Origin of the sequence: Pseudomonas gingeri (assembly GCF_013386165.1) — a bacterium.
In the GTDB taxonomy this organism is placed as follows: Bacteria; Pseudomonadota; Gammaproteobacteria; order Pseudomonadales; family Pseudomonadaceae; genus Aquipseudomonas; species Aquipseudomonas gingeri_C.
The window spans coordinates 433710-458874 of record NZ_JACAOS010000001.1 but is presented as its reverse complement, the minus strand read 5'-3'; the positions used below and the strand labels follow the sequence as shown (position 1 = coordinate 458874).

18 protein-coding genes are annotated in these 25165 nt (G+C 62.1%); 13 read left to right on the top strand and 5 right to left on the bottom strand.

The window, feature by feature from the left end; translation table 11 throughout:
• The first annotated feature begins 61 nt into the window (after positions 1-61).
• Together HX866_RS01935 and dapC are read left to right on the top strand one after the other, a co-directional pair.
• A complete protein-coding gene (locus tag HX866_RS01935; RefSeq protein WP_177092977.1) occupies positions 62-2764 on the top strand; it encodes a [protein-PII] uridylyltransferase in 2703 nt (900 codons plus the stop codon).
• 30 nt (positions 2765-2794) lie between these two features.
• Positions 2795-3994 (top strand): succinyldiaminopimelate transaminase, encoded by a 1200-nt coding sequence (gene dapC / locus HX866_RS01930; RefSeq protein WP_177092978.1) that lies wholly within the window; start codon positions 2795-2797, stop codon positions 3992-3994.
• Between the two features lie 258 nt (positions 3995-4252).
• Here dapC and HX866_RS01925 read toward each other — a convergent pair whose 3' ends face one another.
• Positions 4253-5902 carry a Na+/H+ antiporter gene (locus tag HX866_RS01925; RefSeq protein WP_177137868.1) on the bottom strand — a complete coding sequence of 550 codons (1650 nt, stop codon included), beginning with the start codon at positions 5900-5902 and terminating at the stop codon, positions 4253-4255.
• A 268-nt stretch (positions 5903-6170) separates the two neighbouring features.
• On the opposite strand from HX866_RS01925, the gene HX866_RS01920 reads away from it, so the two are divergent.
• The 4 genes from HX866_RS01920 to HX866_RS01905 all read left to right on the top strand — a co-directional run bounded on the left by HX866_RS01920 (position 6171) and on the right by HX866_RS01905 (position 9320).
• Positions 6171-6479 (top strand): arsenate reductase, encoded by a 309-nt coding sequence (locus tag HX866_RS01920; protein ID WP_371316667.1) that lies wholly within the window; start codon positions 6171-6173, stop codon positions 6477-6479.
• 45 nt (positions 6480-6524) lie between these two features.
• Positions 6525-7559 (top strand): 2,3,4,5-tetrahydropyridine-2,6-dicarboxylate N-succinyltransferase, encoded by a 1035-nt coding sequence (gene dapD, locus HX866_RS01915; RefSeq protein WP_177099593.1) that lies wholly within the window; start codon positions 6525-6527, stop codon positions 7557-7559.
• A gap of 151 nt (positions 7560-7710) precedes the next feature.
• Complete coding sequence (locus HX866_RS01910) at positions 7711-8916, top strand: aminotransferase class V-fold PLP-dependent enzyme (protein ID WP_177137866.1); 1206 nt, start codon at positions 7711-7713, stop codon at positions 8914-8916.
• The gene (locus HX866_RS01905; RefSeq protein WP_177137864.1) at positions 8913-9320 is read left to right on the top strand and encodes a SufE family protein; all 408 of its coding nucleotides are present in this window, start codon (positions 8913-8915) and stop codon (positions 9318-9320) included. The genes HX866_RS01910 and HX866_RS01905 overlap by 4 nt, the downstream gene beginning before the upstream one ends.
• 214 nt (positions 9321-9534) lie before the next feature.
• On the opposite strand, the gene tcdA is transcribed toward HX866_RS01905, so the two are convergent.
• A complete protein-coding gene (tcdA, locus tag HX866_RS01900; protein ID WP_177099589.1) occupies positions 9535-10353 on the bottom strand; it encodes a tRNA cyclic N6-threonylcarbamoyladenosine(37) synthase TcdA in 819 nt (272 codons plus the stop codon).
• Between the two features lie 258 nt (positions 10354-10611).
• On the opposite strand from tcdA, the gene HX866_RS01895 reads away from it, so the two are divergent.
• From HX866_RS01895 to HX866_RS01880, 4 genes are all read left to right on the top strand, one after another.
• Positions 10612-13203 carry a glycosyltransferase gene (locus tag HX866_RS01895; RefSeq protein WP_177092985.1) on the top strand — a complete coding sequence of 864 codons (2592 nt, stop codon included), beginning with the start codon at positions 10612-10614 and terminating at the stop codon, positions 13201-13203.
• Between the two features lie 185 nt (positions 13204-13388).
• The gene (gene dapE / locus HX866_RS01890) at positions 13389-14540 is read left to right on the top strand and encodes a succinyl-diaminopimelate desuccinylase (RefSeq protein ID WP_177092986.1); all 1152 of its coding nucleotides are present in this window, start codon (positions 13389-13391) and stop codon (positions 14538-14540) included.
• Complete coding sequence (locus HX866_RS01885) at positions 14540-15349, top strand: putative RNA methyltransferase (protein WP_177137862.1); 810 nt, start codon at positions 14540-14542, stop codon at positions 15347-15349. Before dapE ends, HX866_RS01885 begins: the two co-directional genes overlap by 1 nt.
• 85 nt (positions 15350-15434) lie before the next feature.
• Positions 15435-15812: a hypothetical protein gene (locus HX866_RS01880; RefSeq protein WP_177137860.1), complete on the top strand. Its 378-nt coding sequence runs from the start codon at positions 15435-15437 to the stop codon at positions 15810-15812.
• Positions 15813-16031: 219 nt separating this feature from the next.
• Here HX866_RS01880 and HX866_RS01875 read toward each other — a convergent pair whose 3' ends face one another.
• Complete coding sequence (locus HX866_RS01875; protein ID WP_177092989.1) at positions 16032-16241, bottom strand: cold shock domain-containing protein; 210 nt, start codon at positions 16239-16241, stop codon at positions 16032-16034.
• A gap of 245 nt (positions 16242-16486) precedes the next feature.
• Between HX866_RS01875 and plsB the strand changes: the two genes are divergently transcribed.
• The 3 genes from plsB (at position 16487) to HX866_RS01860 (ending at position 20551) form a co-directional block, all read left to right on the top strand.
• Positions 16487-18994 carry a glycerol-3-phosphate 1-O-acyltransferase PlsB gene (gene plsB / locus HX866_RS01870; protein WP_177092990.1) on the top strand — a complete coding sequence of 836 codons (2508 nt, stop codon included), beginning with the start codon at positions 16487-16489 and terminating at the stop codon, positions 18992-18994.
• Positions 18995-19120: 126 nt separating this feature from the next.
• A complete protein-coding gene (locus HX866_RS01865; protein WP_177092991.1) occupies positions 19121-19741 on the top strand; it encodes a hypothetical protein in 621 nt (206 codons plus the stop codon).
• 120 nt (positions 19742-19861) lie between these two features.
• The gene (locus tag HX866_RS01860; protein ID WP_177092992.1) at positions 19862-20551 is read left to right on the top strand and encodes a DUF4197 domain-containing protein; all 690 of its coding nucleotides are present in this window, start codon (positions 19862-19864) and stop codon (positions 20549-20551) included.
• Between the two features lie 66 nt (positions 20552-20617).
• Here the strand turns inward: HX866_RS01860 and HX866_RS01855 are convergent, their stop codons facing one another.
• Together HX866_RS01855 and HX866_RS01850 are read right to left on the bottom strand one after the other, a co-directional pair.
• Positions 20618-21982: a Fic family protein gene (locus tag HX866_RS01855; protein WP_177092993.1), complete on the bottom strand. Its 1365-nt coding sequence runs from the start codon at positions 21980-21982 to the stop codon at positions 20618-20620.
• A gap of 115 nt (positions 21983-22097) precedes the next feature.
• Positions 22098-25163, bottom strand: coding sequence for an efflux RND transporter permease subunit (locus HX866_RS01850; protein ID WP_177137858.1), 3066 nt, complete (start codon positions 25161-25163; stop codon positions 22098-22100).
• Between the last annotated feature and the right edge of the window lie 2 nt (positions 25164-25165).

Below are 25165 nucleotides of genomic sequence, written 5' to 3'. Positions count from 1 at the left end.
ACCTGCCGTTTTATATAGAACACCTATAGAAACAGCCCCAGAAAGAAAGGAAAGCCAATCGATGCCGCAGGTGGATCCCGAACTCTTCGACCGCGGCCAGTTCCAGGCGGAACTGGCACTGAAGGCCAGCCCTATCGCCGCCTTCAAGAAGGCCATCCGCCACGCCCGCGAAGTGCTCGACGAGCGCTTTCGCGTTGGCCGCGATATCCGCCGGCTGATCGAAGACCGCGCCTGGTTCGTCGACAACATCCTGCAACAAGCCTGGGATCAGTTCAGTTGGAGCGAAGACGCCGACATCGCCCTGGTGGCGGTCGGCGGCTACGGACGCGGTGAACTGCACCCCTACTCGGACATCGACCTGCTGATCCTGCTCGACAGCGCCGACCACGAGATCTTTCGCGATTCCATCGAGCGTTTCCTCACCTTGCTCTGGGACATCGGCCTGGAAGTCGGCCAGAGCGTGCGCTCGGTCGACGAGTGCGCCGAAGAAGCCCGGGCCGACCTGACGATCATCACCAACCTGATGGAAAGCCGCACCGTGGCCGGCCCCGAGCGTCTGCGCCAGCGCATGCTCGACGTCACCAGTACCGCCAACATGTGGCCGAGCAAGGACTTCTTCCTGGCCAAGCGCGCCGAGCAGAAGGCCCGCCACCACAAGTACAACGACACCGAATACAACCTGGAACCCAACGTCAAGGGTTCGCCCGGTGGCCTGCGGGATATCCAGACGATCCTCTGGGTTGCCCGCCGCCAGTACGGCACCCTGAACCTGCGGGCCCTGGCCGGCGAAGGCTTTCTGGTGGAGAGCGAAAACGCCCTGCTGGCCTCGTCCCAGGAATTCCTCTGGAAAGTCCGCTACGCCCTGCACATGCTCGCCGGCCGTTCCGAAGATCGCCTGCTGTTCGACCACCAGCGCAGCATCGCCGGGCTGCTGGGCTTCAAGGGCGACGATGCGAAGCAGGCCATCGAAAACTTCATGCAGCAGTACTACCGGGTGGTCATGAGCATTGCCCAGCTCAGCGACCTGATCATCCAGCACTTCGAGGAAATCATCCTCGCCCCGGAAGACGAAGCACCGCCGCAGCCGTTGAACTCGCGCTTCCAACTGCACGACGGCTACATCGAGGCAAGCAATCCCAACGTCTTCCGCCGTACGCCGTTCGCCATGCTGGAAATCTTCGTGCTGATGGCCCAGCAGCCGGAAATCAAGGGCGTACGCGCCGACACCATCCGCCTGCTGCGCGAACACCGGCACCTGATCGACGACGATTTCCGCAACGATATCCGCAACACCAGCCTGTTCATCGAACTGTTCAAGTGCAAGATCGGCATCCACCGCAATCTGCGCCGGATGAACCGCTACGGCATCCTCGGGCGCTATCTGCCGGAGTTCGGCGATATCGTCGGGCAGATGCAGCACGACCTGTTCCATATCTATACGGTCGACGCCCACACCCTGAACCTGATCAAGCACCTGCGCAAACTGCAGTACACCCAGGTTTCGGAGAAATTCCCGCTGGCCGCCAAGCTCATGGCCAAGCTGCCCAAGCCCGAGCTGATCTACATGGCCGGGCTCTACCACGACATCGGCAAGGGCCGCCACGGCGACCATTCGGAACTCGGCGCGGTGGATGCAGAAGCCTTTTGCGCACGTCACCAACTGCCGCCGTGGGACAGCCGCCTGATCGTCTGGCTGGTGCAGAACCACCTGGTGATGTCCACCACCGCCCAGCGCAAGGACCTCTCCGACCCGCAGGTGATCCACGACTTCGCCCAGAGCGTCGGCGACCAGGTGCACCTGGACTACCTCTACGTGCTGACCGTCGCCGACATCAACGCGACCAACCCGAGCCTGTGGAACTCCTGGCGCGCCAGCCTGTTGCGCCAGCTCTACACCGAGACCAAGCGCGCCCTGCGCCGCGGCCTGGAAAACCCGGTGGACCGCGAAGAGCAGATCCGCCAGACCCAGAGCGCGGCCCTGGATATCCTGGTGCGCGCCGGCACCGACCCGGACGACGTCGAGCAACTCTGGTCGCAACTGGGCGATGACTACTTCCTGCGCCACACCGCCGGCGACGTTGCCTGGCACAGTGACGCGATCCTCCAGCAGCCGGCCGATGGCGGCCCGTTGGTACTGATCAAGGAAACCACCCAGCGCGAGTTCGAAGGTGGCACGCAGATCTTCATCTACGCCCCGGACCAGCATGACTTCTTCGCCGTGACCGTGGCCGCGATGGACCAGCTCAACCTGAACATCCATGACGCCCGGGTTATCACGTCGAGCAGCCAGTTCACCCTCGACACCTACATCGTGCTGGACAACGACGGCGGCGCCATCGGCGACAATCCGAAGCGGGTCAAGCAGATCCGCGACGGCCTGACCGATGCCCTGCGCAATCCGGACGACTACCCGACCATCATCCAGCGCCGGGTACCGCGCCAGCTCAAGCACTTCGCCTTCGCGCCCCAGGTCACCATCCACAACGATGCCCAACGGCCGGTCACGGTGCTGGAACTGAGCGCGCCGGACCGCCCCGGGTTGCTGGCACGGATTGGAAAGATTTTCCTGGAGTTCGACCTGTCGCTGCAGAACGCCAAGATCGCCACCCTCGGCGAGCGGGTCGAAGACGTGTTCTTCATTACCGACGCCGACAACCAACCGCTGTCCGACCCGCAGCTGTGCAGCCGATTGCAGGACGCCATCGTCGAACAACTGAGCGTCAACGCCGAACCGCCCCTTGAAACGATGCGCCTGAGTATCTGACGCGCCGACACCTGAATGAAGCGAGCACCGATGAACAACGCCCTGAACCAGTTGCAGCCTTATCCGTTCGAGAAACTCCGCGCCCTGCTCGGCAGCGTGACGCCGAACCCGGACAAGCGGCCGATCGCCCTGTCCATCGGCGAACCGAAGCACCGCTCGCCGGCATTTGTCGCCGAGACCCTGAGCGCCAACCTGGAACAGATGGCCGTGTACCCGACCACCCTCGGCGTGCCGGCCCTGCGTGAAGCCATCGGTGCCTGGTGCGAGCGGCGTTTCGGCGTGCCGAGCGGCTGGATCGACCCGGCGCGTAACGTGTTGCCGGTCAACGGCACCCGCGAGGCGCTGTTCGCCTTCACCCAGACCGTGGTCAACCGTGGCGACGACGCCCTGGTGGTCAGCCCCAACCCGTTCTATCAGATCTACGAAGGCGCGGCCTTCCTCGCCGGGGCCAAGCCGCACTACCTGCCGTGCCTGGACGAGAACGGTCTCAACCCGGACTTCGACGCCGTGCCGGCCGAGATCTGGCAGCGCTGCCAGATCCTCTTCCTGTGCTCGCCCGGCAACCCGACCGGGGCGCTGATCCCGCTGGAAACCTTGAAGAAGCTGATCGCCCTGGCCGACGAGCATGACTTCGTGATCGCCGCCGACGAGTGCTACAGCGAACTCTACTTCGACGAACAGACGCCGCCGCCGGGCCTGCTCAGCGCCTGCGTGGCGTTGGACCGCAAGGACTTCAAGCGCTGCGTGGTGTTCCACAGCCTGTCCAAGCGTTCCAACCTGCCGGGGCTGCGTTCGGGTTTTGTCGCCGGCGATGCGGACATCCTCAAGGCCTTCCTGCTGTATCGCACCTACCACGGTTGCGCGATGCCGGTGCAGACCCAGCTGGCCAGCGTGGCGGCCTGGAACGACGAAGTGCACGTACGGGCCAACCGCGCGCTGTACCGGGAGAAGTTCGATGCGGTGCTGGAGATCCTCGCGCCGGTGCTGGATGTACAGCGCCCGGATGGCAGCTTCTACCTGTGGCCGAATGTTCAGGGCGATGACGCTGCGTTCTGCCGCGACCTGTTTGCCGAAGAGCACGTGACCGTGGTGCCGGGTTCCTACCTGTCCCGCGAGGTCGACGGCGTCAATCCGGGGGCCGGGCGCGTGCGCATGGCGCTGGTTGCTCCGCTGACCGAATGTGTCGAAGCCGCCGAGCGGATTCGCGCGTTCATCCAGCGCCGCAAGTAATTTTTTGCAAGGGGGAAGAACACAACCTTGTGGTGAGCGGGCTTGCCCCAATGCCCGTCAGTTGAGAGCGATCTCAAGTCTGGCCGAAATTTGTGGTGAGCGGGCTTGCCCGCGCTCGACTGCGGAGCAGTCGTAAACCCTATGATCGCGGTCTGCCGATGCACCGCAATCTGCGGTTTCAGGGCCGCTTCGCAGCCCAGCGCGGGCAAGCCCGCTCGCCACAGAGTCTTGCTCCCCCCCCATTCCGCTCGCCACAGGCTACTTCACCAAGCCCAGGTTCGCCTCGCTCAGATCCAGCTCCGCCAGCACCTCGCGCAACACATCGTCGCCGATCTGGTGCTGGCGACTGAGCCGGTACAACTCCAGGCGCTGCGCCCGCAGCGCCTTCAAACGCAGGCGACGCTCCAGCAGATCCATCTGGAACGCCAGCGCCTGGGCTTCAGCGGAATCATTGAACACCTCCAACTGATGCCGGTATTCAGCCATCAGCCGCGCTTTCAATTCGGTCGACAACGCCGCCTGGGTCGCATCCGGGGTGTTTTCCTGCGGTACACCCAAGTCCTCGGCCTCCAGCACATGGATCGCCGCCTCGGCGGTTTTCTTCCAGGCTTCGCGCACTTCACTGCGGTGCCGCTCATCCGAACTCTTCGGCAGGTCACGCAACAGCAGCGGCAAGACAATACTGGCCGTGACCAATGACAACAGAATCACCCCCGCCGCAATGAAAATCAGCAGGTCACGCTCGGGAAAGTCTGCCCCTGGCGCGATCAGCAGCGGCACCGACATCACGCCCGCCAAGGTCACCGCACCGCGCACGCCGCCCACCGTCAACAACCAGCAGGAGCGCGCCTTGGCCATCCCTGACAATTGGCTTTTGCCACGCCAACCCCGCAGCAGCTCGGACAGACGCCAGATGCTGTGCACCCAGATAAACCGCAACGCCACCAGCGCCAGAAAGATCGCCAGCACCTCCAGGCAGCGATAGAGCAAGGTCGGCCACAGCGAAGCCTCATGACTGGCGACCGCCTTGACGATGTCCGGCAATTGCAACCCCAGCAACAGGAAGATCAAGCCGTTGAAAGCGAACTCCAGCAGCGACCAGACACTGCGGTTGAGCAAACGGGTGCTGGTCTGGCGCGGCAACAGGTCGAGCCAGCTCTGCATCATCCCCGCCGCCACCGCCGACAGAATCCCCGAGACCCCGAGGCGCTCAGCCAGCACATAGGCGGCGAACGGCAACAGCAACATGAACACCACATGGGTTGCCGGGTCGTCCCAACCCCGGGCGATCATCCACAGCCGCAAGCGCCCCACCAGCCAGCTCAGGGCTACGCCGACAGCCAGGCCACCGACCGCCACCAGGACAAAGGTCAGGCTCGCATTGGCCAGTGAAAAAGCACCGGTCACGGCCGCCGCCAGGGCGAACTTGAAGGTCACCAGGCCCGAGGCGTCGTTCATCAACGCCTCGCCCTGGAGCATATGCATCAGCGGCGTCGGCAAACGGTTCTGGGCGATGGCGGACACCGCCACGGCGTCGGTGGGCGACAACACCGCCGCCAGGGCAAAGGCCACCGGCAAGGGGATGGCCGGCAACAACCAGTGAATGAAATAGCCGGCACCGACCACCGTGAACAACACCAGCCCCACCGCCAGGGTCAGGATCGGACCACGCAGGCGCCACAACTCACGCTTGGGCATGCGCCAACCATCGGAAAACAGCAACGGCGGCAGAAACAGGAACAGAAACAACTCCGGGTCCAGCGCCACATGCAGGCCCAGGGTCGGCCACGCCAGCAGAGCCCCGGCGGCGATCTGCACAAGAGGCAGCGGCAGCGGGATCACCCGCCAGAGCAAACGCGAGACGCCCACCAGCATCAACAGAATCAGGACGGTGTAGGCCGTCTGCATAAAAAGCATTCCCAATCGTCTAAAACATATCTACGGCAACAGCTTGCCGTCGAAGTGCCATATTAGCCGCTTAAGCTGCCCCCCGAACGCTGCACCAAAGTCGCAGTCGGCCAGGGAAGATGTAACCGCACACGACTAAGGCGCCTAAGCGCCCCGGTCATGGCATAATCTTCAACCTTTCATCCCTCGCATCTCCAAAGGGGAGGCAATTGCTGTGACCGCTTCGAGCAAAACGTTGCACCTTTTCGGAATCAAGGCGTGCGACACCATGAAAAAGGCCCGTACCTGGCTCGAAGAGCAGGCCGTGCCCTACGAGTTCCATGACTACAAGACCGCCGGCATCGACCGCGAACACCTGACCCAATGGTGCGACGAGCACGGCTGGGAAGTGGTGCTGAACCGCGCCGGTACCACCTTTCGCAAACTCGACGACGAACGTAAAGCCGATCTCGACCAGGCGAAAGCGATTGAACTGATGCTGGCACAACCCTCGATGATCAAGCGCCCGGTGCTTGATCTCGGCGACCGAACCCTGATTGGCTTCAAGCCAGATATCTATGCGGCGGCCTTCAACTGAGCCAGAGCGCTCAAGGCCCCCACTCATTTTGCAAGAGGTAACTGCATGTCCACTACTCTGTTCAGCCTGGGCTTCGGCGTTGGCACCCAGAATCGTCAAGGTGCCTGGCTGGAAGTGTTCTACGCCCAACCCCTGATCCAGCCTTCGGCCGAATTGATCGCTGCCATCGCGCCTATCCTCGGTTACACCGACGGCAACCAGGCCATCACCTTCAGCACCACCCAGGCTTCGCAACTGGCCGACGCCCTCAAGGGTGTCGACGCCGCCCAGGCTGCCCTGCTGACCCGCCTGGCCGAAAGCCACAAGCCGCTGGTGGCCACCATCCTGGCCGAAGATGCCCAACTGACCTCCACCCCCGAGGCCTACCTCAAGCTGCACCTGCTCTCCCACCGTCTGGTCAAGCCCCACGGCCTGAGCTTGGCGGGCGTGTTCCCACTGCTGCCGAACGTGGCCTGGACCAGCCAGGGCGCCATCGACCTGTCGGAACTGGCGGCGCGTCAACTGGAAGCGCGCCTGCGTGGTGAGCTGCTGGAAGTGTTCTCGGTGGACAAGTTCCCGAAAATGACCGACTACGTGGTGCCGAGTGGCGTGCGTATCGCTGACAGCGCGCGCATTCGCCTGGGTGCCTACATCGGCGAAGGCACCACCGTGATGCACGAAGGTTTCGTCAACTTCAACGCCGGCACCGAAGGCCCGGGCATGATCGAAGGCCGCGTTTCGGCGGGTGTCTTCGTCGGCAAGGGTTCGGACCTGGGCGGCGGTTGCTCGACCATGGGCACCCTGTCCGGTGGCGGTAACATCGTCATCAAGGTCGGCGAAGGCTGCCTGATCGGCGCCAACGCCGGTATCGGCATTCCGTTGGGCGACCGTAACACCGTGGAATCGGGTCTGTACGTGACCGCCGGGACCAAGGTCGCGCTGCTCGACGAGAACAACCAGTTGGTCAAGGTGCTCAAGGCCCGTGACCTGGCCGGCCTGCCGGACCTGCTGTTCCGTCGCAACTCGGAAACCGGCGCAGTGGAATGCAAGAGCCACAAGTCGGCCATCGCGCTGAACGAAGCCCTGCACGCGCATAACTAAGCGCGATTGCGACACCACACCTGTAGGAGCCGGCCGGCTGGCGATGAACGATAACGCGGTGCACCCGATGCACCGTGTCGCCTGCATCGCCAGCAAGCCGGCTCCTACGGGGTACGTGTAGTCCCGCCCATGCTCACCAGGGCCGAACACCATGTTGATACCTTCTCCCTGGCGCGCCGATTTCCCGGCCATCGCCGCCCTGCAACGGCAAGACCAGGTCTACCTGGACAGCGCCGCCACTACCCAGAAGCCCCAGGCATTGATCGATGCACTGGCGCACTATTACAGCAACGGCGCCGCCAATGTGCACCGTGCCCAACACCTGCCCGGCGCCCACGCCACCCAGGCCTTCGAGGACAGTCGCAGCAAGACCGGCCAGTGGCTCAACGTCGGTGACAGCGGACAGATCGTCTTCACCCACGGCGCCACCTCGGCGCTGAACCTCCTGGCCTATGGCCTGGAAGCGCTTTTCCAGCCCGGCGACGAGATTGTCATCAGCGCCCTGGAACATCACGCCAACCTGCTGCCCTGGCAGCAACTGGCACAACGCCGGGGGCTGCGTCTCGTGGTCCTGCCGATCAACGACGGCGGCCTGATCGACCTGGATGCCGCCCGCCCGTTGATCGGCCCGCGCACCCGCCTGCTGGCGGTCAGCCAGCTCTCCAACGTGCTCGGCGCCTGGCAACCGTTACCGCAGTTGCTGGCACTGGCCCGCTCGTTCAACGCACTGACCGTGGTCGACGGCGCCCAGGGCGTGGTGCACGGTCGCCATGACGTCCAGGCACTGGGTTGCGATTTCTATGTATTTTCCAGCCACAAGCTCTACGGACCCGATGGTGTCGGCGTGCTCTATGGCCGTCACGAAGCCTTGAGCCAACTGCGCCACTGGCAGTTCGGCGGCGAGATGGTGCTGGACGCGGACTATCAACAGGCCAGCTTCCGCCCTGCCCCGCTGGGTTTCGAAGCCGGCACACCGCCGATTGCCAGTGTGATCGGCCTGGGCGCGACCCTCGATTACCTGGCGGGCCTCGACCAGGCTGCGGTCTCGGCCCACGAGGCGGCGCTGCACGCCCACCTGTTACAAGGCTTGCAAGTCCGCAAGGGCATTCGCCTGCTGGGCGAGCCGCAACTGGCGCTGGCCAGTTTCGTCGTCGACGGCGTGCACAACGCCGATCTGGCGCACCTGCTGACCGAGCAAGGAATTGCCGTGCGGGCTGGACATCACTGCGCGATGCCGCTGATGAAACAGCTCGGGCTGGCGGGCGCGATCCGTATCTCGCTGGGGCTGTACAACGACTCCGAAGACCTCGAACGGTTTTTCGAGGCGCTGGACCAGGCCCTGGAGTTGCTGCGATGAGCCTGCCGGCTGACGCGCTGCGGGTCCTGGAAAACTTCCAGCACCTGGCGGGCTGGGAGCAACGGGCGCGCCTGTTGATGCAATGGGGCGAGCACTTGCCGCCCTTGAGCGACGCCGACAAGACCGAGGCCAACCGCGTCCACGGCTGCGAAAGCCAGGTGTGGTTGACCGGTCAGTTGCAAGACGGTCAGTGGCAGTTTGCCGCGAGCAGCGATGCACGAATGATTCGCGGGCTGGTGGCGTTGTTGCTGGTGCGGGTCAATGGCCTGAGCGCTGACGAGTTACAGCAGGTCGATCTGCCGGACTGGTTCAGTCAGTTGGGGTTGTCGCGGCAACTGTCGCCGTCACGCAGCAACGGTTTGAATGCCGTGCTGCAGCGGATGCGTGAATTGACCCGAGCCTGAAAACACCGCAACCCTCTCAACATCACCGCCGATCCCCATGTAGGAGCGAGCTTGCTCGCGATCGGGCGCGCAGCGGCCGCAATTGGCTTGACTCGGCGTGTCAGGAAAATCGCGTTCTGAGGTTTTACGACTGCTGCGCAGCCGATCGCGAGCGAGCTTGCTCCTACAGTACAGCGTCGTTCATCAATCCCGGGTACGACACAAATACCGACCGTCACTCCTGCGGCTTGACCCGATCCGACGGCCGCCGCATGCCCGCGACGATCTTGTCCACCGCCTTGGTCGCCGCCACCATGCCGAAGGTCGCCGTCACCATCATCACCGCACCAAAGCCACCAGCACAGTCCAACTTCACCCCATCACCGACAAAGCTCTTCTGCAGGCAAATGCTGCCATCGGGCTTCGGGTAACGCAGTTGCTCCGTGGAAAACACACACGGCACGCTGTAATGGCGGGTCACCGTGCGCGAAAACCCGTAGTCGCGGCGCAAGGTCGAACGCACTTTCGAGGCCAGGGGGTCATTGAAGGTACGGTTCAGGTCACAGACCTGGATCAGCGTCGGATCGATCTGCCCGCCGGCACCGCCCGTGGTGATGATCTGGATCTTGCGCCGCTTGCACCAGGCAATCAGCGCCGCCTTGGCATTGACGCTGTCGATGCAGTCGATCACGCAGTCAATGTTCGGGGTGATGTACTCGGCCATGGTTTCCCGGGTCACGAAATCCGTCACCGCGTGCACCTGGCAGTCCGGGTTGATGCCCTTCAGGCGCTCGGCCATCACCTCGACCTTGGCACGGCCCACGGTGCTGTCCAGGGCATGCAACTGGCGGTTGCTGTTGCTGACGCAGACATCGTCCAGGTCGAACAGCGAGATCTCGCCGACACCACAGCGGGCAATGGCTTCTGCCGCCCAGGAGCCGACACCGCCGACACCGACGATCGCCACATGGGCGGCCTTCAGCCGCGCCAGACCTTCAATGCCATACAACCGGGCGACGCCGGCAAACCGTGGATCTTCTGCACTCATGACCATTACCCCAAAAACCGGCGCGCATTATAGGGCCGGTCGCCGGCCGAAGGCAGCTTTAGCCTATGAATGGCCGTCCATGAGCGCTAAATCACAACACTTTGACGATAATAGGGCTACAAAGAATCCCGAAAGAACTTAAGTCCTGCGTCATTGCCCAATGTCTGCGCACACTCCACGGTGCTGTACGGTCGACGGATAGCAAGTGTAGGATGCGCGCCGCTCTGTTCCCTGTTCTAGCCCTTTTCGGAACCCGAAATACCTATGTCATCGCGTAAATTTGGACTCAACCTGGTCGTAGTGCTGGCAATTGCCGCGCTATTTACCGGTTTCTGGGCGTTGATCAACCGCCCGGTTTCGGCGCCTGACTGGCCCGAGCAGATCGCTGGCTTCTCCTACTCGCCTTTCCAGCAGGGACAATTCCCGCAGAAAGACCAGTACCCGACCGACGATGAAATGCGTCGTGACCTGGAGATCATGAGCAAGCTGACGGATAACATCCGTATCTACTCGGTCGACGGCACCCTCCAGGACATTCCCAAGCTTGCCGAAGAATTCGGCCTGCGGGTGACCCTGGGGATCTGGATCAGCCCGGACCAGGAACGCAACGAGCGTGAAATTGCCCGCGCCATCGAACTGGCCAACACCAGCCGCAGTGTCGTACGCGTGGTGGTCGGTAACGAGGCGATCTTCCGCAAGGAAATCACCGCCAAGGAATTGGCCGTGCTGATCGACCGCGTGCGGGCCGCCGTCAAGGTGCCGGTGACCACCTCGGAACAGTGGCATATCTGGGAACAGAACCCGGAGCTGGTCAAGCACGTCGATCTGATCGCCGCGCACATCCTGCCGTACTGGGAATTCATTCCCATGAACAAGGCCGGCCAGTACGTACTGGACCGCGCCCGCGAACTCAAGCGCATGTTCCCGAAAAAGCCCCTGCTACTTTCGGAAGTGGGCTGGCCGAGCAACGGCCGCATGCGTGGCGGTGCCGATGCGACCCAGGCCGATCAGGCCATCTACCTGCGCACCCTGGTCAACAAGCTTAACCGCCAGGGCTTCAACTACTTCGTGATCGAAGCCTTTGACCAGCCGTGGAAGGCCAGCGACGAAGGTTCGGTGGGCGCCTACTGGGGCGTGTTCAACGCCGCGCGCCAGCAGAAGTTCAACTTCGAAGGCCCGGTGGTGGCGATCCCGCAATGGCGCGTACTGGCCATCGGCTCGGTGGTGCTCGCACTGCTCTCGCTGACCCTGCTGATGATCGACGGCTCGGCCCTGCGCCAGCGCGGCCGGACCTTCCTGACCTTCACCGCGTTCCTCTGTGGTTCGGTGCTGGTGTGGATCGGCTACGACTACAGCCAGCAATACAGCACCTGGTTCAGCCTGACGGTGGGCTTCCTCCTGGCCATCGGTGCCTTGGGCGTCTTCATCGTCCTGCTGACCGAGGCCCACGAACTGGCCGAAGCGGTCTGGACCCACAAGCGTCGGCGTGAATTCCTACCGGTGGAAGGCGACTCGCAGTACCGGCCGAAAGTCTCGATCCACGTGCCGTGCTACAACGAGCCGCCGGAGATGGTCAAACAGACCCTCGACGCCCTGGCCGCTCTCGATTATCCGGACTACGAAGTCCTGATCATCGACAACAACACCAAGGACCCGGCGGTCTGGGAACCGGTACAGGCTTACTGCGAAACCCTCGGCCCGCGCTTCCGCTTCTTCCACGTCGCGCCGCTGGCTGGTTTCAAGGGTGGTGCGCTGAACTACCTGATCCCGCACACCGCGCCGGACGCCGAAGTCATTGCGGTAATCGACTCGGACTACTGCGTCGATCGCAACTGGCTCAAGCACATGGTGCCGCACTTCGCCGATCCGAAGATCGCCATCGTGCAATCGCCACAGGACTACCGCGACCAGAACGAAAGCACCTTCAAGAAGCTCTGCTACTCGGAATACAAGGGCTTCTTCCATATCGGCATGGTCACCCGCAACGACCGCGACGCGATCATCCAGCACGGCACCATGACCATGACCCGACGTTCGGTTCTGGAAGAGCTGGGCTGGGCCGACTGGTGCATCTGCGAAGACGCCGAGCTGGGCCTGCGGGTCTTCGAAAAAGGCCTGTCGGCGGCTTATCACCATGAAAGCTACGGCCAGGGTCTGATGCCCGATACCTTTATCGACTTCAAGAAACAGCGTTTCCGCTGGGCCTACGGGGCGATTCAGATCATCAAGCGGCACACCGCCAGCCTGCTGCGTGGCAAGGACACCGAACTGACCCGTGGCCAGCGCTACCACTTCCTCGCGGGCTGGTTGCCGTGGGTGGCCGACGGCATGAACATCTTCTTCACCGTGGGTGCGCTGCTGTGGTCGGCGGCGATGATCATCGTGCCGCAACGGGTCGATCCGCCGCTGATGATCTTCGCCATCCCGCCATTGGCGCTGTTCGTGTTCAAGGTCGGCAAGATCCTGTTCCTCTACCGCCGCGCGGTCGGGGTCAACATGAAGGATGCCTTCGCCGCCGCACTGGCGGGGCTGGCCTTGTCCCACACCATCGCCAAAGCGGTGCTGTATGGCTTCTTCACCAGCAGCATTCCGTTCTTCCGTACGCCGAAAAACGCCGACAACCACGGCTTCTGGGTGGCGATTTCGGAAGCCCGGGAAGAGATGTTCATCATGCTGCTGTTGTGGGCCGCAGCGCTGGGGATCTTCCTGGTGCAAGGCTTGCCGAGCAATGACATGCGCTTCTGGGTGGTGATGTTGCTGGTGCAGTCGTTGCCGTACCTGGCGGCGCTGATCATGGCCTTCGTCTCCTCGCTGCCCAAACCGGTCAGCGCGCCGGAGCCTGCAGCGGTCGCATAAACGCGATGCACGACACGAAACGGCGGCCTGCGGGCCGCCGTTTTGCTTTAAGATATCCCCCTTTTGCGCGCCCTTACCCCGTAGGAGCCGGCTTGCTGGCGATTCAGGCGACGCGGTGGTCCAGGTTCACCGCGTCGCCTGAATCGCTGGCAAGCCAGCTCCTACAAAAGCACCGGAGCTTTCCCATGACGGCCCACGCCGACCTTTCGCCGACCCTGCAACTCGCTTGCGACCTGATCCGCCGCCCTTCCGTGACGCCGGTCGACGCCGACTGCCAGAAACTGATGATGCAGCGCCTGGGCGATGCCGGTTTCAAGCTTGAGCCGATGCGTATCGAAGACGTCGACAACTTCTGGGCTACCCACGGCAAGCAGGAAGGCCCGGTGCTGTGTTTTGCCGGTCACACCGACGTGGTCCCCACCGGTCCGTTGCAGGCCTGGCAGAACGATCCGTTCAACGCACTGATCGACGAGCACGGCATGCTTTGCGGGCGTGGCGCAGCCGACATGAAAGGCAGCCTGGCCGCCATGCTGGTGGCCGCCGAGCGTTTTGTCGGCGACTACCCGGACCACCGTGGCTCGGTCGCGTTCCTGATCACCAGCGACGAAGAAGGCCCGGCCCACCATGGCACCAAGGCCGTGGTCGAGCGCCTGGCCGCGCGTAAAGAGCGCCTGGACTGGTGCATCGTCGGCGAACCGTCGAGCACCACCCTGGTCGGCGACGTGGTGAAGAACGGCCGCCGTGGTTCCCTCGGCGCCAAGCTCACCGTGCGCGGCGTACAAGGCCATGTGGCCTACCCGCACCTGGCGAAGAACCCGATCCACCTGGCCGCCCCGGCCCTGGCCGAACTGGCCGCCGAGCACTGGGACGACGGCAATGCCTTCTTCCCACCGACCAGCTTCCAGATTTCCAACCTCAACTCGGGCACCGGCGCGACCAACGTGATCGCCGGCGAGCTGGTGGCGCTGTTCAACTTCCGTTTCTCCACCGAGTCCACGGTCGAAGGCCTGCAACAGCGGGTCGCGGCGATCCTCGACAAGCACGGCCTGGACTGGCACGTGGAATGGGCGCTGTCCGGCCTGCCATTCCTGACCGAACCGGGCGCGCTGCTCGATGCGGTGTCGGCGAGCATCAAGGCGATCACCGGGCGCGAGACCAAGGCCTCCACCAGCGGCGGCACCTCCGACGGTCGTTTTATCGCGACCCTCGGCACCCAGGTGGTCGAGTTGGGCCCGGTCAACGCGACCATTCACCAGGTCAACGAACGGGTCCTGGCCAGCGACCTCGACGTGCTGACTGAAATCTACTACCAGACCCTGATCAAGTTGCTTGCCTGATGCTCACCTGCCCTCTCTGCACCGCGCCCCTGGGCGTGGTCGACAACGGCGTGGCCTGTCCGGTCGGACATCGTTTCGATCGGGCACGCCAGGGTTACCTGAACCTGCTGCCGGTCCAGCACAAGAACAGCCGCGACCCGGGTGACAACCTGGCCATGGTCGAGGCTCGGCGCGACTTCCTCAACGCCGGCCACTACGCACCGGTGGCCCGCCGCCTGGCGGAACTGGCGGCCGAACGGGCGCCGGGACACTGGGTCGATATCGGCTGCGGCGAGGGCTACTACACCGCGCAACTGGCCGAGGCCCTGCCCGACGCCGAGGGTTATGCGCTGGATATTTCCCGCGAAGCGGTCAAGCGTGCCTGCCGGCGTAACCCGCAACTGACCTGGTTGATCGCCAGCATGGCGCGGGTACCCTTGGCCGACGCCAGTTGCCAGTTCATCGCCAGCGTCTTCAGCCCGTTGGACTGGCAGGAAGCCAAACGCCTGCTGAGCCCCGGTGGCGGCCTGATGAAAGTCGGACCGACCAGCGGCCATCTGATGGAGCTGCGCGAGCGTCTGTACGATGAAGTGCGCGAATACACCGACGACAAGCACCTGGCCCTGGTGCCGGCCGGCATGGCGCTGCAACACAGCGAAGTGCTGGAGTTCAAGCTGAGCCTGGCCAGTGCCCAGGACCGGGCAAATCTTCTGGCCATGACCCCTCACGGCTGGCGCGCGAGTGCCGAGCGCAGGGCGCAGGTCATCGAGCAGCCGGAGCCGTTCGAGGTCAGCGTATCGATGCGCTACGATTACTTCGTTTTACAATAACCCCACTCTTCATGGCCTTGGACACAGGTTCAAGGCCGGCAAAATCCGCGAATGGATTTTTCGAACAACCGCAGCGAGGATTTCCATGCGCCAGCCCGATATCGAGATTTACCTCAAGGACGACGACGTCGATCACATGGCCGTTGCCGCCTGGCTCGGTGCCGCGCTGGGGCCTTGCAGCGACTGGACCCAGCGTGGCCAGACCTGGAAGTGCAAGGCCGGTAATGTCCCGGTGACCTGGCTGCCCAAGGCCGTGGGCAAATGGAACAGCCTGTACCTGGAAAGCGACCAGACTCCCTGGGACCACGACATCGCCTGCGCCCGTGCCGCGTTTGCCGCGCTGAACGTGGAAGTGCGTTGCGCCCCGGGGAGTTGGGTCGAGGAAGAAGGCGAGGAAACCGCTGATCGCTGGATCCGCATCAGCGCCGATGGCGAAGAAGAGATCACCTGGCGTACGGCGTAACACCGGCGCCGGCCTGTTCGGATGGAACCTGGGCTTGACGGTATTTCGCGGTGAATACCCTATCCGTGGGAGCCGGCTTGCTGGCGATGAGGCCAGCAAGTCTTGCATCGATCTTGCGGACGTTATCGCCGGCAAGCCGGCTCCCACAAGGACCGCGTTGAGCGTCATTGTCGGTCAAGGGTCAAGAGTGTCGATATAACGCCGATTGAATGCCTGGTGTTACAGCCCCACCACATCCTCGGCCTGCAGGCCTTTCTGGCCTTCCACCAGCGCGTACTCCACCTGTTGCCCTTCGGCCAGGGAGCGATGGCCTTCGCCACGAATCGCGCGGTAGTGCACAAACACATCCGCCCCGTCTTCGCGCTGAATAAAACCGTAACCCTTGGCGTCGTTGAACCACTTCACGTTGCCTGTCTCGCGAGTTGCCATGAATCCGTACTCCGTCTTGTTATTGTGGGGTGGGCCCGACTCGACGGGCCCCGTCTGCAGCGTCGCCAGAACGTCGCACTGCGCGGATGAATCCTACCGCTCACGGCGAACGACCGAGTATAAGACAGGTCAAAAAACTCTCAATCAATATTAGTTCGCAGCGTTTTTGCCGATCTTTGACGAATACGGCACACTAGCCGCCCCGAGCAAACGCTCGGTTCAATCCCTTTGCCTGCAGAAGCCGTATGACCCGTTCCCCGTTCCGCCGTCTCGTGTTTGGTACCCTGCGCCGCCTCCTGTACCTGTGGGTGCGCTCGGAGACGATCAACCAGTCGTCGCTGAACCTCGACCTCGACCGCAGCCGACCGGTGTTCTACGTCCTGCAATCGCCGTCGCTGACCGACCTGGCCGTGGTCGACCGCGAATGCACCAAGGCCGGCCTGCCGCGCCCGGTGCTGCCGGTGTCGGTCGGCTCGCTGCTGGAGCCGGCGGCGTTCTTCTACCTGACCCCCGAACCCGACTGGCTCGGCCGTCAGGACAAGCGCGGCGCGCCGCCGACCCTGACCCGGCTGGTCAGTGCCTTGAGCGAGAACCCCGCCGAAGACGCACTGATCATTCCGGTCAGCGTGTTCTGGGGCCAGTCGCCGGACAGCGAGTCGAGCCCCTGGAAGCTGCTGTTCGCCGACAGCTGGGCGGTCACCGGGCGCCTGCGCCGGCTGCTGAGCATCCTGATTCTCGGGCGCAAGACCCGCGTGCAATTCTCGGCGCCGATCCACCTGCGCGGCCTGATCGAACACAACAAGGGCCATGAACGCACGGTGCGCATGGCCCAACGCATCCTGCGGGTGCACCTGCGCAACCTGAAGGCTGCGGTGATCGGTCCGGATATCTCCCACCGGCGCAATCTGGTCAAGGGCCTGGTCAACGAACCGATGGTGCACCAGGCGATCCTCGAAGAAGCCCAGCGCGAGAATATCTCCGTGGAAAAAGCCCAGGCCCAGGCCCTGCGCTACGGCAATGAGATCGCCTCGGACTACACCTACACCGCCATCCGCTTCCTCGAAGTGGTGCTGAGCTGGTTCTGGAACAAGATCTACGACGGCATCAAGGTCAACCATATCGAAGGCGTGCAGGCCGTGGCCCAGGGCCATGAAGTCATCTACGTGCCCTGCCACCGCAGCCATATCGACTACCTGCTGCTGTCGTACCTGCTGTTTCGCAACGGCCTGACCCCACCGCACATCGCCGCCGGGATCAACCTCAATATGCCGGTGATCGGCGGCCTGCTGCGCCGTGGCGGGGCGTTCTTCATGCGTCGCACCTTCAAGGGCAACCCGCTCTACACCTCGGTGTTCAACGAATACCTGCACACCCTGTTCACCAAGGGTTTCCCGGTGGAGTACTTCGTCGAAGGCGGCCGCTCGCGCACGGGGCGCATGCTGCAACCCAAGACCGGCATGCTGGCCATCACCCTGCGCAGCTTCCTGCGTTCCTCGCGCATGCCCATCGTCTTCATCCCGGTGTACATCGGCTACGAACGCGTGCTGGAAGGTCGTACCTATCTGGGCGAATTGCGTGGCGCGAGTAAAAAGAAAGAATCGATCTTCGACATTTTCAAAGTCATTGGCGCCCTCAAGCAGCGCTTCGGCCAAGTCGCGGTCAACTTCGGCGAACCGATCAAGCTGGCCGAATTCCTCGATCAGGAACAACCGGACTGGCGTACCCAGGAGCTGGGTCCGCAATTCCGCCCGGCCTGGCTCAATGAAACCACCCATCGCCTGGGCGAGCGCGTGGCCCGGCACCTCAACGAAGCCGCAGCCATCAACCCGGTGAACCTGGTGGCCCTGGCGCTGCTCTCGACCACGCGCCTGGCCCTCGACGACCGCGCTATGGCCCGGGTGCTCGACCTCTACCTGGCGCTGTTGCGCCGCGTCCCCTATTCGCCACACACCACCTTGCCGCAAGGCGATGGCCGGGCGCTGATCCAGCACGTCAAGGACATGGACCTGCTGGCCGAACAAAGCGACGCCCTGGGCAAGATCCTCTACCTGGACGAGCAGAACGCCGTCCTGATGACCTATTACCGCAACAACGTGCTGCATATCTTCGCCCTGCCATCCTTGCTGGCGAGCTTCTTCCAGAGCGCCTCGCGCATGAGCCGCGAGCAGATCCTGCGCTACAGCCGCGCGCTCTACCCGTACCTGCAGGCGGAGCTGTTTATCCGCTGGTCACTCGATGAACTGGACGCAGTGATCGACCAATGGCTGCAAGCCTTTGTCGAACAGGGCCTGTTACGCCTGGAGAACGACGTCTACCTGCGCCCGGCGCCGAGTTCGCGGCACTTCGTGCTGTTGACCCTGCTGTCGCGGAGCATCGCCCAGACCCTGCAACGCTTCTACATGGCCATCTCGCTGCTGCTCAACAGCGGCCAGCACAGCATCAGCGCCGAGGAGCTGGAAGACCTGTGCACGGTCATGGCCCAGCGCCTGTCGATTCTCCATGGCCTGAACGCCCCGGAGTTCTTCGACAAGAGCCTGTTCCGCCACTTTATCCAGACCCTGCTCGACCTCGATGTGCTCAGCCGCGATGGCGCCGGCAAACTGGGTTATCACGAACTGCTCGGCGAGCTGGCCGAGGGCGCGGCCAAACGGGTACTACCGGCGGAAATCCGCCTGTCGATTCGGCAAGTGGCACTGCATCGTAGCGAAGATGCCGCCGAACAGAGCCCTGAATCGGGTCCTGAAGCGGGATAACGCGAACCACCCTTGTCGGACTATTCGGTAAAGCAGCAAGGATGCTTCTCCGCCGGTTTTCAAGGGCAAAGGCCCGTGTAGACTCAATCTTGCGTTGCCTTTGACGCGTTCGATAAGGACATCGAGATGACCGCAAAAAACGTCGTGACCGCTGTTTTCCACTTCCCAGCGGACTACAGCATCCCGGCCAAGGCCGAAACCCGCATCACCCTGCGCAACCGCTGCAGCGACACCCTGTTGGGGACCTGGACCAGTGCGCAACTCCCCGACCAGTCGCCCTGGCGCTTCAGCTTCGAACTGCCGGCGGATCTCAAGCGTAACTGCAAGGTCGAGATCGACATCGACCTGAGTGTCGCTGGTACTTCGCTGCTGCCGGACATCAAGTACAGCTTCCGCTGGCGCCGGGACAACCAGGAAGAGACCTTTCACCTGAGCCCACCGGGGTATCTGTACCTCAGCGCGGCGCTGGTGCCGATGATCGGCACGCAAGACAATACCCTGGCGACCCTGAGGCTGGTGGCCCAGACCGAACCGGGAATCCCGCTGCATGTCCTCAGCGAGGAGATCACCTTCTTCAAGGGCTCGATCCCGCGCTACCTGCGCTACGACGTGAACAAGGTCAAGCCGGGGCAGACCTACGAAACCCAGGGCACCTTCGGCAGCCGCCGGAAATTCACCATGAAGCCCATTCCGCGCACCGTCGTGCTGCTGAAAGAGAAACCGCAAAGCCTGATCCTCAGTGCCTGAGTGGCGGCGACGTCTGACGAAAACTGGCGTTTGCCGATAAATCCGTTAGATTCCTACTGGCTGGCGCCAGGTTTCCTCTGGCGCCATGAATTTCCCTACTGACCCAACAAGGAAGCGTCCATGCTCCGTCCCTCCCTTCGTCTGGCCGGCCTCTGCGCAGGCCTGCTGATTTCCGTCAACGCCCTGGCCTTTTCCCTGGGCAGTCTTACCCAGGGCGAAGCGTCCGGAGGCCTCAAGGATGCCCTGGCCCAGGGCGCCGTCGCCGCCGTGACCAACCTTGGCAAGCCGGGTGGTTTCAGCGACAACCCGGCCGTGAAGATCGAATTGCCGGGCAACCTGGGCAAAGTTGCCAGCAAGATGAAGCAGTTCGGCATGGGTGCCCAGGTTGACCAACTGGAAGCCAGCATGAACAAGGCGGCGGAAGCGGCCATGCCGCAGGCCCAGGCCCTGCTGGTGGATGCCGTGAAGAAAATGACCGTGACCGATGCCAAGGGCATCCTCACCGGCGGCAAGGATTCGGCGACTCAGTACCTGGACAAGACCAGCCGTGAGCAGATCCGCGCCAAGTTCCTGCCGATCGTCAAGGAGGCGACCGACAAGGTGGGCCTGGCCAAGCAGTACAACTCGTTCGCCGGGCAGGCGGCGACCCTCGGCGTACTCGACGCCAAGAGTGCCAACGTTGAAGGCTACGTAACGGAAAAGGCCCTGGACGGCCTGTTCAAGATGATCGCCCTGAAGGAAGAAGACATCCGCGCCAACCCGGCGGCGGCGGCCACCAGCCTGGCGAAGAAGGTGTTTGGCGCGCTCTGACATTTCCGGTAGGCGCTTGTCTGATTCAACACGACCTGGACAAGCGCCACGCCGCTCATCGGTAAATCAGGTATCCGTGCGCCAGACTTTCTGAATTTCAGTTTTATCAACCATCGAAAAAACCCATTCGCGTCCCGCCTTCTTCTTGCTGAAGACCTTCAGTTCCACCAATCCATTCAAGGCGGCACTGGCCGTATTATAAGAGCAGTCGAGATTTTCTTTTACATTGACGGCAGTAAAGTGTTTCGCCCGGCCACTTTTTGCCACTTGAAAAATAATTTTCTGTTTTTCGCTGAATTGCTTATACAGCCCAGAGTCCCATAACCACCGATTAAAGTCCTCAGCTTCCCGAATACTCTTCTCATAGGCCGTTTTCAGCTCAATGACCGCACGCATGACAACCGAGCATTGATAATCGACAAAATAGGTGATATCCAGTTCGTCGGTCTCGGCATAAAGGTACGAATGACCATATTGAGTCGAGGCTTTTTTCAGCAACACACTGATCGATACATAGCGAAATGCGCCATAATCATTTTTAAACATGAACCAATAAAAAAGCGCTCTTGCTACACGCCCGTTGCCGTCTCTGAAAGGATGTTCATAACCCAAGGCAAAGTGCAGGGCAATCGCTTTGACCAACGGGTGAATATAATCGGCATCCGGCCCATCACCATGACGCTGATTGATCCACTCGGACAGCGTCTCAAGCCTTGCTACAATCCCTTCAGCCGGAGGCGGCGTATGGACTACATGACCGTCACCGTCCTGCACCACCACTTCATCGTTTTCTCTGAATCTGCCGGGGGCATATTTGGCATCATCGATCCCGTCAACACCGACTCTGTGCATCGCCGAAATCAACTCGACACTCAGGGGTTCCGCCTTCATCTCCCAGGCGAAATTCATGAGTTTGAAATTACCGATGATCATCTTCTCGTCAGGTGTACGAGGCTTCCTGCTACGTTTCAGCATATCTTTTGCGACTAACGTAGTGGTAGAAGCACCTTCCAACTGGCTACTGCTAATTGCCTCGTCCTCAACGAGATCACTCAACAGATAATTAAAATGCGCCTGCTCGCCTATTTTGCCTGTCATGTACTTCAATGCCGCCGTGGTCGCATTGATATCCACGGTGGAAATCGTTTTCTGGGCAATGGGGGTCAGAATATAATTGCACCAAACCGTAGGCTCTCCAACAGGCAGGATTTTTGAATATTGATCCTCCCTCGCCGACTTCACAATACTCCAGCAAACGGCCGCATCAAGATGTTTCGGCAAACGATGCCGCAGCTCTTCAAAAGGTAAATAACGCCCTTTGTCATCCAGAGGTTTATGCAACCCCATATAATCTGAAATATGCTTTTTATGGGGTTTGCTCTGAATCAAGCTAAAAACCTCATTCAGAGTCTCTGGCGGCGGCTTGATCATCACTGTCTCAAAATTTTCATTTCTGAGACAGGAGTACAGCAGAAAATCGATGCTATCTCAATAAGCAGCAAAAATGAGACAGCGGCCCAACCTGGCGATTGGGCTGCTGACATGACTAGGCTTCGGCCTTCTTCACCCTGAACCACCCCGCATACAGCGCCGGCAGGAACAGCAGGGTCAAGGCCGTCGCCACGATCAATCCGCCCATGATCGCCACCGCCATCGGTCCGTAGAACACGCTGCGTGACAACGGGATCATCGCCAGCACCGCCGCCAGGGCGGTCAGCACGATCGGTCGGAAACGCCGCACCGTCGCCTCGATAATCGCCTGCCATTGCGACATGCCCGCACGAATATCCTGCTCGATCTGGTCCACCAGGATCACCGAGTTGCGCATGATCATCCCCGACAGGGCAATGGTCCCGAGCATCGCGACAAAACCGAACGGCTGGCGGAACACCAGCAGGAACAACGTCACCCCGATCAGCCCCAACGGCGCGGTGAGGAACACCAGCGCCACCCGCGAGAAGCTGCGCAGTTGCAGCATCAGCAAGGTCAGCACCACCACGATGAACAACGGCGCACCGGCATTCACCGAAGCCTGGCCGCGCTCCGAATCCTCCACGGTGCCGCCGACTTCCAGCAGGTAACCGTCCGGCAACTCGGCACGAATCGGGTCCAGGGTCGGCATGATCTGCTTGACCAGACTCAACGGCTGCTCCTGACCATAGATATCGGCGCGGATCGTTACGTTCGGCAAGCGGTTGCGGTGCCAGATAACCCCTTCCTCAAAGCCGTACTCCAGGGTTGCGATCTGCGACAACGCCACGCTGGTGCCGTTGTCCGTCGGAACCGACAGGCTCGGCAACGCCGACAACTGGCTGCGTTCCTGGGCAGTGCCGCGCATCAGGATTTCGATCAACTCGTTGTCCTCGCGGTACTGGCTGACGGTCGAACCGGTCAGCGACAGTTGCAGGAAGCGCGACAGGTTCGCGGTACTCACGCCCAACGCCCGGGCCCGATCCTGATCAACGTTGAGGTACACCACCTTGCTCGGTTCTTCCCAGTCCAGGTGCACGTTGGTCACATGGGGGTTCTCACGGACCTTGGCCGCCACCTTGCGGGCCAGGGCGCGGACCACCTCGATATGCTCGCCGGTCACCCGGAACTGCACCGGATAACCCACGGGCGGTCCGTTCTCCAGACGCGTCACACGCCCCCGCACATCGGCGAACTGCTCGTCGAGGACCTTGATCAGCCAGGTCCGCAGCACTTCCCGATCCTCGATGCTCTTGGCCAGCACGACAAACTGGGCAAAGCTGGTGGCCGGCAATTGCTGGTCCAGCGGCAGGTAGAAACGCGGCGAACCGGTGCCGACATAGGCCACGTAGTTGTCGATGCCGGGATGATCCTTGAGCAAGGCCTCCAGCCGCGCCACCTGCTCGGTAGTGTTGTTCAGGGACGCGCCTTCGGCCAGCTTCAGATCGACCATCAGCTCCAGTCGCCCGGAGGCCGGGAAGAACTGCTGCGGCACAAAACGGAACAACATCACCGAGCCGATAAACAGCGCGATGGTCAGCACGATCACGGTTTTACGCCGGCGTACGCACCACTCCACCGTGCGCCTGACCCGCTGGTAAAACGGCGTGCCATAAGGGTCCGGCTGCTCGCCACCATGCTTGGCGGCGTGGATCTTCGCCAGATCCGGCAGCAGTTTCTCGCCCAGGTAAGGCACAAACACCACCGCCGCAATCCACGACGCCAGCAGCGCCAGGGTCACCACCTGGAAAATCGAGCGGGTGTACTCGCCCGTGCCCGACTGCGCGGTGGCAATCGGCAGGAAACCGGCGGCGGTGATCAGGGTCCCGGTGAGCATCGGGAAAGCCGTGCTGGTCCAGGCAAAACTCGCCGCCTTGAGGCGGTCGAAACCCTGCTCCATCTTGATTGCCATCATTTCCACGGCAATGATCGCATCGTCCACCAGCAACCCCAGGGCCAATACCAACGCACCGAGGGAAATCTTGTGCAGGCCAATGCCCAGGTAGTACATGGCGGCAAAGGTCATCGCCAACACCAGCGGAATCGCCAGGGCCACCACCATCCCGGTGCGCACCCCCAGGGAGAAGAAACTCACCAGCAACACGATGACCAGGGCCTCCACCAGCACCTGGACGAACTCGCCGACGCCGCTCTTCACCGCCGCCGGCTGATCGGAGACCTTGCTCAGTTTCATCCCCGCCGGCAGGTTTTTCTGGATACGCGCAAACTCGAGCTCCAGCGCCTTGCCCAGCACCAGGATATCGCCACCGTCGTTCATCGCCACCGCCAGGCCGATCGCGTCTTCGCCCATGAAGCGCATGCGCGGTGCCGGTGGATCGTTGAAGCCACGATGGACATCGGCCACATCGCTGATCCGGAAGGTGCGGTCGCCAACCCGGATCGGGAAGTTCCTGATCTCGTCGACCGTCTTGAAGTTACCGCTGACCCGCAGTTGCACACGTTCGGTCGGGGTCTCGAAAAAACCCGCGTTGGACACCGTATTCTGCTCTTGCAGGGCCTGCTGCACGGCGGCCAGGGGCAGGCCAAGGGTCGACAGCTTGACGTTGGACAGCTCGATCCAGACCTTTTCGTCTTGCAAACCGAGCAGGTCGACCTTGCCTACGTCCTGGACCCGCTGCAACTGGATCTGGATACGGTCGGCGTAGTCCTTAAGCACCGCGTAGTCGAACCCCTCGCCGGTCAGGGCGTAGATATTGCCGAAGGTGGTGCCGAATTCATCGTTGAAGAACGGCCCCTGGATATCCGGTGGCAAGGTCTGGCGGATATCGCCGATCTTCTTGCGGACCTGGTACCAGAGGTCAGGAATCTGCGAGGAATGCATCGAGTCCCGGGCCATGAAGGTCACCTGGGATTCGCCGGGCCGGGAGAAGGACACGATCCGCTCGTATTCGCCGGTCTCCATCAGTTTCTTTTCGATGCGCTCGGTGACCTGCCGCGACACTTCCTGGGCCGTAGCCCCGGGCCAGTTGGTCTTGATGACCATAGCCTTGAAGGTGAACGGCGGGTCTTCGCTCTGCCCCAGCTTGGTGTAGGACAAGGCGCCGACCACCGCCAGCAGGATCATCAGGAACAGTACGATCTGGCGATTACGCAACGCCCATTCGGAAAGATTGAAACCCATCG

Coding starts and splice junctions, on each gene's coding strand:
- HX866_RS01860 (WP_177092992.1), top strand. CDS start 19,862: ATGCTCCGTCCCTCCCTTCGTCTGGCCGGCCTCTGCGCAGGCCTGCTG.
- HX866_RS01880 (WP_177137860.1), top strand. CDS start 15,435: ATGCGCCAGCCCGATATCGAGATTTACCTCAAGGACGACGACGTCGAT.
- dapE (WP_177092986.1), top strand. CDS start 13,389: ATGACGGCCCACGCCGACCTTTCGCCGACCCTGCAACTCGCTTGCGAC.
- plsB (WP_177092990.1), top strand. CDS start 16,487: ATGACCCGTTCCCCGTTCCGCCGTCTCGTGTTTGGTACCCTGCGCCGC.
- HX866_RS01905 (WP_177137864.1), top strand. CDS start 8,913: ATGAGCCTGCCGGCTGACGCGCTGCGGGTCCTGGAAAACTTCCAGCAC.
- HX866_RS01875 (WP_177092989.1), bottom strand. CDS start 16,241: ATGGCAACTCGCGAGACAGGCAACGTGAAGTGGTTCAACGACGCCAAG.
- HX866_RS01895 (WP_177092985.1), top strand. CDS start 10,612: ATGTCATCGCGTAAATTTGGACTCAACCTGGTCGTAGTGCTGGCAATT.
- HX866_RS01935 (WP_177092977.1), top strand. CDS start 62: ATGCCGCAGGTGGATCCCGAACTCTTCGACCGCGGCCAGTTCCAGGCG.
- dapC (WP_177092978.1), top strand. CDS start 2,795: ATGAACAACGCCCTGAACCAGTTGCAGCCTTATCCGTTCGAGAAACTC.
- HX866_RS01925 (WP_177137868.1), bottom strand. CDS start 5,902: ATGCAGACGGCCTACACCGTCCTGATTCTGTTGATGCTGGTGGGCGTC.
- HX866_RS01855 (WP_177092993.1), bottom strand. CDS start 21,982: ATGATCAAGCCGCCGCCAGAGACTCTGAATGAGGTTTTTAGCTTGATT.
- HX866_RS01920 (WP_371316667.1), top strand. CDS start 6,171: ATGAAAAAGGCCCGTACCTGGCTCGAAGAGCAGGCCGTGCCCTACGAG.
- dapD (WP_177099593.1), top strand. CDS start 6,525: ATGTCCACTACTCTGTTCAGCCTGGGCTTCGGCGTTGGCACCCAGAAT.
- tcdA (WP_177099589.1), bottom strand. CDS start 10,353: ATGGTCATGAGTGCAGAAGATCCACGGTTTGCCGGCGTCGCCCGGTTG.
- HX866_RS01885 (WP_177137862.1), top strand. CDS start 14,540: ATGCTCACCTGCCCTCTCTGCACCGCGCCCCTGGGCGTGGTCGACAAC.
- HX866_RS01850 (WP_177137858.1), bottom strand. CDS start 25,163: ATGGGTTTCAATCTTTCCGAATGGGCGTTGCGTAATCGCCAGATCGTA.
- HX866_RS01910 (WP_177137866.1), top strand. CDS start 7,711: ATGTTGATACCTTCTCCCTGGCGCGCCGATTTCCCGGCCATCGCCGCC.
- HX866_RS01865 (WP_177092991.1), top strand. CDS start 19,121: ATGACCGCAAAAAACGTCGTGACCGCTGTTTTCCACTTCCCAGCGGAC.